Source organism: [Clostridium] ultunense DSM 10521, assembly GCF_000511955.1.
Classification (GTDB): Bacteria; Bacillota; Clostridia; order Tissierellales; family Tepidimicrobiaceae; genus Schnuerera; species Schnuerera ultunensis.
The window spans coordinates 191,338-205,192 of record NZ_AZSU01000001.1 but is presented as its reverse complement, the minus strand read 5'-3'; the positions used below and the strand labels follow the sequence as shown (position 1 = coordinate 205,192).

The 13,855-nt window shown below is 31.6% G+C and carries 9 protein-coding genes; 2 read left to right on the top strand and 7 right to left on the bottom strand.

What is annotated here, in order from left to right; all coding sequences use genetic code 11:
- Positions 1-96: 96 nt before the first annotated feature.
- Positions 97-591: a hypothetical protein gene (locus CUL_RS0101050; RefSeq protein WP_025640256.1), complete on the bottom strand. Its 495-nt coding sequence runs from the start codon at positions 589-591 to the stop codon at positions 97-99.
- A 313-nt stretch (positions 592-904) separates the two neighbouring features.
- Between CUL_RS0101050 and CUL_RS0101040 the strand changes: the two genes are divergently transcribed.
- Positions 905-2,275 (top strand): B12-binding domain-containing radical SAM protein, encoded by a 1,371-nt coding sequence (locus tag CUL_RS0101040; RefSeq protein WP_025640255.1) that lies wholly within the window; start codon positions 905-907, stop codon positions 2,273-2,275.
- Positions 2,276-2,309: 34 nt separating this feature from the next.
- On the opposite strand, the gene CUL_RS0101035 is transcribed toward CUL_RS0101040, so the two are convergent.
- From CUL_RS0101035 to CUL_RS0101020, 4 genes are all read right to left on the bottom strand, one after another.
- Positions 2,310-2,684 (bottom strand): hypothetical protein, encoded by a 375-nt coding sequence (locus CUL_RS0101035; protein WP_005584380.1) that lies wholly within the window; start codon positions 2,682-2,684, stop codon positions 2,310-2,312.
- 57 nt (positions 2,685-2,741) lie between these two features.
- Positions 2,742-3,200: an OsmC family protein gene (locus CUL_RS0101030; protein WP_005584379.1), complete on the bottom strand. Its 459-nt coding sequence runs from the start codon at positions 3,198-3,200 to the stop codon at positions 2,742-2,744.
- Between the two features lie 153 nt (positions 3,201-3,353).
- Positions 3,354-3,656, bottom strand: a complete 303-nt coding sequence (locus CUL_RS0101025; RefSeq protein WP_025640254.1) for an STAS domain-containing protein — start codon at positions 3,654-3,656, stop codon at positions 3,354-3,356.
- A complete protein-coding gene (locus CUL_RS0101020; protein ID WP_025640253.1) occupies positions 3,643-5,361 on the bottom strand; it encodes a methyl-accepting chemotaxis protein in 1,719 nt (572 codons plus the stop codon). Before CUL_RS0101020 ends, CUL_RS0101025 begins: the two co-directional genes overlap by 14 nt.
- A gap of 356 nt (positions 5,362-5,717) precedes the next feature.
- On the opposite strand from CUL_RS0101020, the gene CUL_RS0101015 reads away from it, so the two are divergent.
- Positions 5,718-8,756, top strand: a complete 3,039-nt coding sequence (locus CUL_RS0101015; protein ID WP_025640252.1) for an insulinase family protein — start codon at positions 5,718-5,720, stop codon at positions 8,754-8,756.
- 45 nt (positions 8,757-8,801) lie between these two features.
- Here CUL_RS0101015 and uvrA read toward each other — a convergent pair whose 3' ends face one another.
- Together uvrA and uvrB are read right to left on the bottom strand one after the other, a co-directional pair.
- The gene (gene uvrA / locus CUL_RS0101010; RefSeq protein WP_025640251.1) at positions 8,802-11,618 is read right to left on the bottom strand and encodes an excinuclease ABC subunit UvrA; all 2,817 of its coding nucleotides are present in this window, start codon (positions 11,616-11,618) and stop codon (positions 8,802-8,804) included.
- 110 nt (positions 11,619-11,728) lie between these two features.
- Positions 11,729-13,708 (bottom strand): excinuclease ABC subunit UvrB, encoded by a 1,980-nt coding sequence (gene uvrB, locus CUL_RS0101005; RefSeq protein ID WP_025640250.1) that lies wholly within the window; start codon positions 13,706-13,708, stop codon positions 11,729-11,731.
- Positions 13,709-13,855: the final 147 nt, after the last annotated feature.

The following is a 13,855-nucleotide window of genomic DNA, read 5'->3' as shown; positions in this document are numbered from 1 at the left end:
TCGGTTCTATTATATTATATATTTGTCTAAATAGGAATAGAGAAAGGAGGATAAAAGAAGACCATTATTTTCAATTGAATAATGGTCTTACTCTAATTATAAGCAGCTAACACATATATTTCTATACATGGTAAAGAACATTTTAGCCGTTTCCTTTTCTTCCTCCGATAATTCATTGGAATAAAGTATTTCCTTTAGATCATCTTCCGTATAGTCGTTGGTAAAGGTCTTTTCTAGTCTAAATACATAGACTATATTTATGGTTTCATCCTTTACTAAATTTAAAGCCTTCATGAATTGAATTTTATCTTTAATATATAATTTAGTGATTATCTCTCCAAATTCCTTTGTAAATTTACCATAGGGATTATTGAAAAGTAATATTATATTGGACATATTTTCTAAATCTTTTGTCTTAGTATATTGAACCTTTTTTAATATTTTACGGTTAAATTCTTCTCCATATTCTTCCGACATCTTGTTCCAATCCAATATACTTAAATGATAGAATAGTTCCTTTTCTTCTATATTCCTTAGATTGGATTTGTTCATATATATATAAACTAATTCTTCACTAGTCTTGTTTTCCATATAAACATCCTTCCTTTCTATTTTTAATTTACCCTGAAAGAAGGGAATTACCCTTCCCTAGTTAATAAATAACAAATTTTATCATATATTATATCTAATAGTTATTGATTATATAAATTCTTTACACTGAAATTGTCGATTTTTGGCATATTATGTTATAATAATAACATAAGGAAAAAGACAGGATTTAGGAGTAATACATTTTGGGAAGGGATGTAAAGGCAGATGTAATGAAAGTACCTCATCATGGAAGTTGTACCTCATCTAATGGATATAATATTAAATTTTACATAATTTTAAGGAGATGAGTATTGTGAAAGTTGTATTTATTGTACCTGCAGCAGACATAAGAAGAAATAGTATATATAGGATGGGAGGCTCTTTTTATGGTCGTAGCAATTCAATTACAGGTCCTTTGATTTTAGGTAGAATACTAAAAGAAAAAGGTCATAATGTAGAAGTTTATGAGGAACTTTATAAGGATTTAGAACCCGAAAACATCATAGATGCAGATGTAATATGTATCTATACCATGACCTCTAACACACCTAGAGCCTATCAATTAGCCCATATTTTAAAAAAAGAGTATAAAAAGAGGATTATAATAGGAGGTATGCATGCCTCAGCTTTACCGGAGGAGGCCCTAAGATATGCAGACCAAGTGGTAATAGGCGAAGCAGAAACTGTTATAGTAGATTTAATTGAAGGGAATATTAAAGAAAAAATAGTGGAAGCTCCACCAGTTCAGAATCTAGACCAGATACCCTTTCCAGATTATAGTATTTTAAAAACTCCTTGTGAAGTAGCAAATTTAATGACTTCAAGAGGCTGCCCCTTTAAATGTATATTCTGCACTACTTCTAGAATGTTTCATCCCTATAGACAACGTACTCCTGACAATGTAATAGAAGAGCTAGAAATGTATAAAAAAATGGGATTTAAATATGTTAATTTTGAAGATGATAACTTTACTGCTAATAGGGAAAGAGCAAAGGAAATATTGACCAAGATGATTCAAAACAATTTGGTATTTAAAGAAACTTTCTTCTTTGGCAGAACGGATTTAGCCAAGGATGAAGAACTATTAGCCTTACTTAGAGATGCTCATTTAAACCGGGTATTAATTGGAATTGAGTCTTTGAATCAAGAATCTCTAGACTATATAGATAAAAAACAAAAAATTGAAGATATAGAGTATTGCGGAAAAATGTTAGAAAAATATAAGATACGATTAATCTCAAGCATAGTATTAGGCTTAGATTATGACACTAAGGAAGATATTAGAAAAGCTGTAGAGTTTTCAAAAAAAATCAATGCGTATCAATTGCAGCCCGCTATATTAACTCCATATCCAAATACCCCTCTATATAAACAGTTTGAAGAAGAAGGTAGAATATTGATCAAGGATTGGCAATACTATGATATGATGAATGTTGTTTTTGAACCAAACAATATGTCACCTTGGGAGCTAGAACTAGAATTTTTTAAAGCGGTAAATGATTTCTATAATTTTTCTGGGGCCATGAAAATGTTTAAAATTTTTGGTTTTGAGGCCGGTATGAGAAGATTAGGTCTTTGGATAGCTAGTAAATTTGGCAAGACTTTCTTTAAGAAAAAATCTAAAAAAGAAGATGGCAATATATATAACCAGCTATATGAATTAAGTACAGTATCATCCTCTTAACATTATTAATACATAAAGGATAGCATGCTATCCTTTATGTATTAATAATCATTCCCCTAATTAACCCATTGTTATCTAATATAGTTCCAAATCTATCACCTATTTTTAAATCTTCAAAGTCTATATTCATCCTTTTCTCATTTCTTTGAAGAATGAATACTGCATCTTCTCTGACTTTTAATATAGGATTAAGTTTTACACTATTATCATCCATATGCTGTTCTATTATTATTTCATTCCTTTCATAATCTAATTTCAGTATAGATCCATAGATAAACAATTCTCCACTTGTATGATCAATTTCCGGAATATCAGTATAGTTTTTTTCTATTCCATCATAAGAAAATGCAATAGTATAAATTGACAATATTAATAATATCATACTAAAAACAAAAATTCTCTTTCCCATCTTAATCCCTCCTTAAGAGAGATTGTTGACGGAAAAGAGAATTTTATACTTATAAATTTACGCAGATACCTTTTCTTTTTCAATTGTTAACTCTGTAACTAATTTTGGTGAATTAGCCAAGGTATCAGCTACTGGACAAGTTCTATCTATAAATTCAACAAATTCTTCTATCTTCTCTTTTGGTGAATTAGATTCAATATATATTTTAGATCTAATTTCTGAAAATCCAATCTTTGCATCCTTATTCTTACCCATGAATCCATCTGGGTCTAAATCTCCTTCCAATTCTACCCTAAAGTCCTTAAGATCTACTCCATGAGCCTTAGCAAAGCATCTAGCTACTATGCATTTACAAGCCCCTAGCGCACAAAGTACAGCTTCCACTGGATTCATTCCTGTATCAGTTCCACCTAATTCTTTTGGTTCATCTAATAAAATTTTATGATCTCTTGAAACACATTCTACCCTCATTCCTTCAGTTAGCTTAGTAATACTTTTAAAAACTTCTACAGCCATTTTAAAAGCCTCCTTGTTAATTTATTGTCACCATCTATAGTATAATGCTATAATTGTATATTGTCAATATTTTAACATTCCTGTTATTGAAGATTCATTGTGGAATTTATTTTAATTTAATCCAATCTCAGGATTGGATTAAATTAAAATTCATTAAACCCCTATATGGAAAACTTTATTCAATCTTGTTAGCTCAAATATTTTTTTAACATGGCCTTTTAGCCCTTCTATATATACTTGTCCATCCGTTTTTTGAACTAGTTTGTTTGCAGTTACCAATACTCCTAAGCCAGTGCTGTCGATATAGTCAAGATTCTCCACATCTACTACTATATTATGGTAGCCTTTATTTATATAGTCCAGTAATTCTTTTCTTAGGTAAATTGCCTCCTTTGTATCTAAATCTCCTGAAAGGCATACTTTTAGCTTGTCCTTATCAAAATTATATTTTACCATAAGACCCCTCCTGCTGTAATTCGGCAATTAATTTGTTTAGATTCTTTATCACTATTCCTGAATAATAATCTAACCTTTTTAAATGTTTTTTGGCCATTCTTATATCTCCATTATTATATGCTTGTACCGCTTTTAAAGCAGTATTATGCACCTCTATATGAGGTTCATTTAAATCCATATAGGCTTTATAGTCTTTATATTCATCTATTGAATTATGGTACCATTGTCCAAATTTACATTCCTCATGGGATGTAATATCTTCTATTTCCAATTTCTCTAAGCCCTTTATCATATTGGTTATTCTAAGCTTCCATACTAGATGATCCGTTTTAGCTTGTTCTAGTATTTCAATATGGTTTAAATTCTCATTATTTACAGTCCGCATATTCTTTATCATAGTTTCTATTTCTTTGGCTACTTCCCTTGTATTTTGGGTACTACTGCTAACATCTTCCATAGAAGCAGATATTTCTTCTGCAGCAGCAGCTACTTCCTCTGCATTAGCTGCAGTAGTTTCAATAGAAGTAGCAATGTAATTTATTAACTCCACAATTTTATCTGAACTAGCAACTTCGTCTTCCGTTACTCCAACTATTTCCCTAATATCCTTTGCTGTATTATTAACGGCTTCAATTATACTATCTAAAGATTCAACACTTTTTTTACTAACCATAATTCCCTTTTCTACTTCTTCACGACTTTCCTTTGAAGAAATTACTAACTCTTCAGTTATGGTTTCAATCTTCTCTACTAAATGGGCTACTTCATTAGCTTCTTTATTGGATTGCTCTGCCAATTTTCTGATTTCCTCTGCCACTACGGTAAAACCTCTTCCAGATTCTCCTGCCCTCGCCGCTTCTATAGATGCATTTAACGCTAACAAATTAGTCTGTTCTGCTAGTCTATTTATAGTATTACTAATTGTTGTAATCTCCTGTAAATAATTAGTAAAGTCTTCAATTAATTTCTCCATCTCATTTGTTTTATCATCGATTTTTCCCATGGAATCCATAGCTTTTTCAATGGTGCTTTTTCCTTCTTTTGCCGTTGTCAAAGTTGTCTGGGAATTAGTCTCAGTAGATAATGCCAATTCCTTGGAAATTTGAATTAAGGAAGAAAGTTCTAACATTACCTGTGAACCTTCTATTGAAGAAGTGATTCCTCCTTGGGCTTCCTTGGCTAAGCCATCCATACTTATTGCAATTTCCTCTAATGACGAATCCACCTGTAGACTAGCAGTAGCTACTTCTTCTGAAGCTCCAGATAAAATATTTACAGTACCTTTCAATTTGTTGATCATATCCGATTGTTTAGATACCATTGCATTAAAATATGAATACAAATCTCCAATTTCATCATTATTCTTCACTTGGCAACGGACTGTTAAATCTCCTCTTCCTGCATCATACATCCTCTCTTTTAAATTTTCTATTATTGCCACAAACCTATTTGAAAATATATTGCTTATAAAGAGAATTGCGGCTAAAGCTATTAAAAACAATATCATTATAGATTTGTAACTTTTAATCCTTATTTCATTTACCTTTTCTAATGTAATGGTTGCTCCTGATAATGCTTCAATCTCTTGACTAACAAATTTATTATTTATGTATATGTATGCTCCTACTAGCAGACTAACTCCTAAAATAAAAATAATTGAAATGCTTAAAAGTATTTTAGTCTTAAAACTAAACCTCCAATTCAAATACATCTTCCCCCTTAATCTGTATAAGTTAATTTTTGCTTTTATATGGTTATATACCCCTTTAACATATTGAATAACTCCAGTTTTGTAAAATTTAAGTTAAATCTTATGAAACTAAGGTTAATAGATTCATAATGTAAATATATTTTATTAATTTTTAATTATCTTATTGACACAAGCTTTGTTATAGTGTACTATGTGATTAATACTGTCATACATTGTAGCTTGACAATATATGTGATTAGTATATAATGTGTATATACACTAATTACTGTATATACATTCTGTTATTCTCTGTTAACTATTATATGGGGGTTATTTTTATTTCATGCTAAAATAATAAAAAGGGGGATTATATGAAAATATTTATTAGAAAGAGAAAAAAAATCACATCATTTATTCTTACGGTAATATTACTAACATTTTTAGTTTCTAATTTGGGTTATGCTCAAATATATACAGCAAAATCCGAATTAGAAGTAGGTCAAACTTATCATGGTTTTAAATTAATTGAAGAAAAGAACTTAAAGGATATTGAATCCATAGGAAGGATTTTTTATCATGAAAAAAGCGGTGCAAAGCTACTACAAATAGAAAATGAAGACGAAAATAAAAATTTTTCTATTTCCTTTAGAACACCTGTAGATAACAATAAGGGAATACCCCATATTCTAGAACATGTTATACTAAATGGGGGTTCAGAAAAATATCCTGTAAGGCAGCTTTTCTTTGAAATTATGAAGGGGTCCTTGACCACATTCCTTAATGGCATGACATATCCCGATAGGACTACATATCCCTTCTCCAGTATGAACGATACTGAATTTTCAAATTTAATGGATGTATATTTAAATGTAGTCTTCAAGCCTTCCTTCTATAAGGATGAAAAATTCTTTAAGACCGATGGATGGCATTATAAAATTGAAGATAAGGATGCTCCCTTAGAATATAATGGAGTGGTATATAACGAGATGAAAGGAGCTTTATCTTCTCCAGATTCCCAACTTTATTCCTATATTATGAGGAGCTTATATCCTGACACTAATTACAGGTATATTTCCGGTGGAGACCCGGCGGAAATACCTAATTTAACCTTTAAAGAATTAAAAGATTTTTACGATAAATACTATCATCCTTCGAATAGCTATATTTACATCTATGGGAAATTAGATATTTTAGATAAATTAGAGTTTATAAATGAGAATTATTTAAAGGATTATAATAAGATAAAAGTGGATTCAAAACCTGGTATTCAAAAACCATTTAAGGACAAAAAGGAACTAACAGTCGAATATCCTATCCTAGAAGAGGATTTAGAAAAGGACAAAACATTCATATCCCTAAACTATGCTTTAGATGGAAAGCCTGATATGGAAACTACTTTAACTTTTGGTCTTTTATCACAGATAGTCTTTAATAATCCAGCTTCTCCAGTGGTACAAAATTTAAATAAGGCAGGTTTTAATAATATTAGTTCTGTGTATTTTTCTAACTCAGCCCAACCTTTTATATCAATAGTGGCACAAAACACTAATGAGAATATGAAAGATAAATTTGAAGATGTTATATATTCTTCATTAAGGGATATAGTAGATAAAGGAATAGATAAAACTCTAATTAAATCTACATTAAACAATATGGAACTAGATCAAAGACAACAATATTCAAGAGATGCAATGACGGGGCTATTGTATGGTGAACTAGCTATGCTAAGCTGGCTTTACGATGGTAATCCTTTAGATGGAATGGATATTGATGGAGCTCTTTCAAAGTTAAAAGTGGCTTTAGATGAACCATATTTTGAAAACTTAATTGAAAAGCATATACTAAAAAATAATCATAGTTCAGTAGTTATTGTTAAGCCTAAAAAAGGTTTAATGGAAGAAAAAAGTAAAGCTGTTGCAGAAAAACTGGAAAAATACAAAGCTTCTTTATCTGATAAAGAAATAGAAAAATTAATTATTGACTATAAAGAATTACAAGAGTGGAATGGTACCCCTAATTCTGAAGAAATATTAAACACTATACCTACTCTGTCAATAAAAGATTTAGAACCTAAAATAGAAAAGATCCCTACTAAAGAAAAGAAAGAAAATGGGATAAGAACTCTACACCACCCATTATTTACAAATGGGGTAGGCTTTTTAAATCTATATTTTGATGCCTCTACCGTAAAACAAGAACAAATACCTTATATAAGCCTATTATCTCAAATATTAGGTAAAGTAAGTACTGAAAAATATAATTATACTCAGCTACCAATTGAAGAAGCTATGTATACTGGCGGAATTCAATATTCTGCAACAGTGGTTACAAAACAGGGTTCTAATGATATATATTATCCTAAATTTACTGTATCATCATATGCAACAGAAGAAAACATATCAAAGATGTTGGAAATTATGGCTGAAGAAATGGCAAATAGCAATTTTGATGATAAGGAAAGGCTTAAGCAATTAATTTCCAATATAAAAAGTAATATGGAAAATCAATTAAGTTCAGGGCCAATAAATATTGGAATCATTAGAAACCTTTCATATTTTTCACCTGTTTATAAATATAATGATCTATTGCTAGGTTTATCCTATTATGATTTTATTGTTGATCTAGATAAAAACTTTGATAATAAATATAAAGAAATAGTAAAAAACTTAGAGGAAGTAAAAAATACCTTGCTAAATAGAAAAAATATGTTAATTTCATTTACTGGGGAACAAAAAGAATATAATGTATTTAGAAAAAATATTCCTACTTTATTGAAAGTCATTGGAGATAAAGATCTTAATTCACAAAAATACAATTTTGATTTTGACAACAAAAATGAAGCTTTCTCTTCAACCATGGATATATTATATAATTTTCAAACCTTTGACTTTACAAAACATGGATATAATTACAGTGGTAAGATGAAAGTTCTAAATAATATTTTACAATCAGATTACCTATTCAATGAAATACGCATTAAAGGTGGAGCCTATGGAGCCTTATTTGGAATCATAGATGAATCCAATATATTCCTTGGAAGTTATAGAGACCCGAATTTGAAACAGACTTATGATGTATATAAAGGTGCTATAGATTATCTTAAAAACTTTAATATGAGTGAAAAAGATTTTGAAAAACAAATAATATCTTCTTTAGCAGAATATTATATTCCTACATCCAATATGGCAAAAGGACAAACGGCAGATTATTACTACCTGTCTGGAATAACTGAAGAAGATTTAAATAAAGAATTAGAAGAAATATTAAATACTAAACCAGAGGATATTAAAAAGTTTGCTGAGCTATTTGAAAAGGGGTTAAAGGAAAACCATATTTTGACTATTGGTAATGAAAAAGTAATAAAGGATAATAAAAATTTGTTTAATAGCATCAACAGTTTGGTTAAATAAGTTAAATTCCCCTAGCTTATTATCATAGGCTAGGGGAATTATTATTTACAATACCTTCCTCAAAAACTGTCCTGTATAGGATTCTTCTACTTCCGCTATTTCTTCTGGAGTTCCAGTGGCTACTACCGTACCACCCTTATCCCCTCCTTCTGGTCCCAGGTCTATTATATAATCAGCAGTTTTTATTACATCTAGATTGTGTTCTATTACTATTACAGTATTGCCTCCTTCTACTAATTGGTCTAATACCTTAATTAGCTTGTGGATATCTGCCATATGGAGACCTGTTGTTGGTTCATCTAGTATATAGATGGTTTTTCCCGTACTCCTTTTACTTAATTCTGTAGCCAATTTAACCCTCTGGGCTTCTCCACCAGATAGTTCTGTTGAGGATTGACCTAGTTTTACATATCCTAAACCTACGTCATATAATGTCTGTAGTTTTCTTTTTATTCTAGGTATATTTTCAAAGAATTCAAGGGCTTCTTCTACAGTCATATTTAATACATCGGAAACAGTCTTCCCTTTATATTTAACCTGTAATGTCTCCCTATTATACCTTTTACCTTTACATACCTCACAAGGTACATATACATCAGGTAAAAAGTGCATTTCTACCTTTAATATTCCATCTCCTCTACAGGCTTCACATCTTCCACCTTTTACATTGAAACTAAATCTACCCTTTTCATATCCTCGCATCTTAGCTTCTGGAGTCATGGCAAACACATCCCTTATATAGTCGAATACTCCAGTGTAGGTGGCAGGGTTGGACCTAGGAGTTCTACCAATGGGCGATTGATCTATTACTATTACTTTGTCTAAATGTTCTAACCCTTTTATTTTCTTATGTTTGCCCGGTTTTATCTTTGCTCCATTTAATTTTTGTGCAAGGCTTTTGTATAATATTTCGTTTACCAAAGTACTCTTCCCAGAGCCAGATACACCAGTTACACAGGTAAAAACTCCGAGAGGAAATTTCACATTTATTTTTTTTAGATTATTCTCTTCTGCACCAATGACTTCTACCCAATTGCCATTGGGTTCAGTCCTTTTAGTAGGGATTTCAATACGCTTTTTCCCAGATAGATATTGACCAGTAATGGATTTTGGATTATCCTTTATTTCATCTATAGCCCCTTCTGCTACTATATAGCCTCCATGGACTCCTGCTCCAGGTCCAATATCCACTATATGGTCTGCGCTATACATAGTATCTTCATCATGCTCTACTACTATAAGGGTATTTCCTAAACCCGTCAAATTTCTCAAGGTCTTCAAAAGCTTTGCATTATCCCTTTGGTGTAGTCCGATGCTTGGTTCGTCTAGTACATAGATTACTCCTACAAGGCTTGAACCAATTTGTGTAGCCAACCTAATCCTTTGAGACTCTCCACCAGATAAGGTTCCTGCATTTCTAGACAGGGTAAGATAATCCAATCCCACATCCCTTAAGAAGGATAATCTTTCCCTTATCTCCTTTAACACTTGATGTCCAATTAATTGTTGCCTTTCATCAAGCTCTAGGTTTTCAATGAAATCTATAGCTTTAGATATGGATAGATGGGTAAATTCTGCTATATTTAATCCGCCTACTTTAACTGCTAATATTTCGTCCTTCAATCTATTTCCTTTACATTTAGGACAGGGAATTTCTGTCATATAGCCATCTATTCTATCCTTCATATAATCTGAATTGGTCTCCTTATATCTTCTTTCTAGATTAGGAATAATTCCTTCAAAGGTTCCCTTATAATTTCTAAGGCCATCATAATGACTGTGGAATTTAAAGCTAATAGTCCTTTTTGTACCATATAATAGTTCATCTAAAAACTTTTTAGGTGCATCTTTCAAAGGAGTTTCCATGTCAAAATCATGATCTTCTGCCAAGGTTTTAAATATTTGATAATAATAAGTAGATTCATTGGCAGTATTAAAAGGAGCAATTCCACCTTCATTTATACTCAATTCCGGATTTGGTATGACTAAATCCTTATCTACTTCCTTGTGATAACCTATTCCATTACAATTAGGACAGGCTCCAAAAGGTGAGTTGAAAGAGAACACTCTAGGAGATAACTCTTCTATAGCCACACCACAATCAGGACAGGCTAGCTTTTGGCTAAACATTATCCTTTCTTTATCTATTACATCAACGATAACCAATCCATCTGCTAATTTTAATGCAGTTTCTAAAGAGTCAGCTAGTCGCCCTTCTATACCATCTTTAACTATTATTCTATCTACTACTATTTCAATATCGTGCTTTTTGTTTTTCTCCATATTTATATCGTCGGTTACCTCATACATTTCTCCATCTACTATTACCCTGATGAAACCTTCTTTTTTAATATTCTCTAAAATATTTTTATGTTCTCCTTTTTTCCCCCTAACTACTGGTGATAGTATCTGAATCCTAGTCCTTTCCTCTAATTCCATTATCTTATCTACCATTTGATCTACCGTTTGGCTAGTTATCTCCTTACCACATTTATAGCAATAAGGAATTCCTATCCTAGCATATAACAGCCTTAAATAATCATATATTTCCGTTACTGTGCCTACAGTAGACCTAGGATTTCTACTGGTAGTCTTTTGATCAATAGAAATAGAAGGCGATAAACCTTCTATATATTCTACATCAGGTTTTTCCATTTGTCCTAAAAATTGTCGGGCATAGCTGGATAGGCTTTCCACATACCTTCTTTGTCCTTCTGCATATATGGTATCAAAGGCTAAGGAGGATTTCCCTGAACCACTTAGCCCAGTAATTACGATGAATTTATTTCTAGGAAGTTCTAAATCAATATTTTTTAAATTATGTTCTTTAGCTCCTCTAATTACTATTTTGTTGTTTTCCAAATTATATTTCACCTCTTTTTAAAATTGGTACAAGTATCGGGCAGACACATAGGTCTGCCCCTGCGATTATAATAATAACCGTTACAATTCACAATTTTTGCATCAACAAATCATTGTAGCCCTGCTTCTTGCATTTTCTTTAATTGGATCATCTTGTCCCTCAGCTCTGCTGCTTTTTCAAAGTTTAGCTCTTCTGCTGCCTTTAACATAGATTGTCTTAAATTCTCTATCATGACTTCTAATTCTTCTCCTGTAAATGTATCAACTACATATTTTTCCTCTTCTTCTAATGCAATAGTGGCTTCTATTACATCCCTTACTCCTTTAATTATGGATTTTGGCGTTATATTGTGTGCTTTATTATATTTAGCTTGTATTTCTCTTCTTCTATTGGTTTCCTTAATAGTTCTATCCATGGATTTAGTTATAGTATCAGCATACATAATGACTTGACCAGATACGTTTCTTGCTGCTCTTCCTGTAGTCTGTATCAATGAAGTCTCTGACCTTAAAAACCCTTCCTTATCTGCATCTAATATAGCAACTAGAGAAACCTCTGGTAAGTCTAAACCTTCTCTTAATAGATTTATACCTACTAATACATCGTATTTACCCAATCTTAAATCTCTTATAATTTCCATCCTTTCGATGGTATCAATGTCTGAATGAAGGTAGGTTACCTTAATGCCAATTTCTTTAAAATAATCTGTTAAATCTTCCGCCATCTTCTTGGTCAAAGTAGTTACTAGTACCCTTTCTTTCTTCTCTGCTCTAATCCTTATTTCCTTTACCAAATCGTCTATCTGATGTTCTGTAGGCCTTACATCTATTTTAGGGTCCAATAGTCCTGTTGGCCTGATTATCTGTTCTACTATTTGCTCTGAATGCTCTTTTTCATAAATCCCTGGCGTGGCTGATACATATATTATCTGGTTTATATGGTTTTCAAATTCGGTAAACTTTAAAGGCCTATTATCCAATGCTGAAGGAAGCCTAAAACCATATTCGACTAAATTGGTTTTTCTGGATCTATCCCCTTCATACATACCCCCGATTTGTGGGATAGTCACATGGGATTCATCTACTATTATAAGGAAGTCCTTTGGAAAATAATCTATTAAAGTATAGGGTTTACTTCCTGGTGCTCTCCCACTTAAATGTCTTGAATAGTTTTCTATACCTTGGCAAAATCCCATTTCTCTTAACATTTCAATATCATATCTGGTTCTCTGTTCCAACCTTTGGGCTTCCAATAATTTGTTTTGAGATCTTAATTTCTTTAACCTTTCTTCCAGTTCTTCTTCTATACTAATAATAGCCCTATCTATCTTGTCTTTAGATGTGGCATAATGGGAGGCTGGAAAAATGGAAATATGTTTTCTAGCCCCGATAATCTCGCCAGTTAGATGATTGACTTCCACTATTCTATCAATTTCATCTCCAAAGAATTCCACTCTAATGGTATTTTCACTAGAAGAAGCTGGGAATATCTCCAGTACATCTCCCCTAACCCTAAAGGTCCCTCTAATGAAATTTACATCGTTACGCATATATTGGATATCAATTAGTTTCCGCATTATTTCATCCCTATCCTTAATCATACCTGGCCTTAAGGAGACTACTAAATTTTCATAATCAATAGGGTCTCCCAGCCCATATATACAGGATACACTAGCCACTATAATTACATCCCTTCTTTCAAATAAAGCAGCAGTAGCCGAGTGCCTTAATTTATCTATTTCATCGTTTATTGAAGCATCTTTTTCAATATAAGTGTCCGTTTGGGGTACATATGCCTCAGGTTGGTAATAATCATAATAAGATACAAAGTATTCTACTGCATTATTGGGGAAAAACTCTTTAAATTCACTAGCTAATTGATAAGCTAAAGTTTTATTATGAGCTATAACTAGAGTAGGTTTCTGTACCTTCTCGATTAGATTAGCCATAGTAAAGGTTTTTCCCGAACCCGTTACACCTAATAGGGTTTGATGTTTCAAATTGTTCAATATGCCATTAGACAATTTATCTATAGCCTCTGGCTGATCACCAGTAGGCTTAAAATTGGATTGAATTTTAAATTTATACATATATTCACCTCGAATTGAACGCTTGTTCGTTCCTATTATTTTATTATATTACATTTATAATTAAAGTCAAAATCTTTTTAATAAAAATAAAATAATATTGAACAATTACTATTAATATTATAAACTATTAAGGAAGGAGGAGCTAAT

Bases quoted from the DNA above. Each gene is read 5' to 3' on its own strand.
- CUL_RS0101050 (WP_025640256.1), bottom strand. From the start codon at position 591: ATGGAAAACAAGACTAGTGAAGAATTAGTTTATATATATATGAACAAA.
- CUL_RS0101035 (WP_005584380.1), bottom strand. From the start codon at position 2,684: ATGGGAAAGAGAATTTTTGTTTTTAGTATGATATTATTAATATTGTCA.
- CUL_RS0101030 (WP_005584379.1), bottom strand. From the start codon at position 3,200: ATGGCTGTAGAAGTTTTTAAAAGTATTACTAAGCTAACTGAAGGAATG.
- CUL_RS0101025 (WP_025640254.1), bottom strand. From the start codon at position 3,656: ATGGTAAAATATAATTTTGATAAGGACAAGCTAAAAGTATGCCTTTCA.
- CUL_RS0101015 (WP_025640252.1), top strand. From the start codon at position 5,718: ATGAAAATATTTATTAGAAAGAGAAAAAAAATCACATCATTTATTCTT.
- uvrB (WP_025640250.1), bottom strand. From the start codon at position 13,708: ATGTATAAATTTAAAATTCAATCCAATTTTAAGCCTACTGGTGATCAG.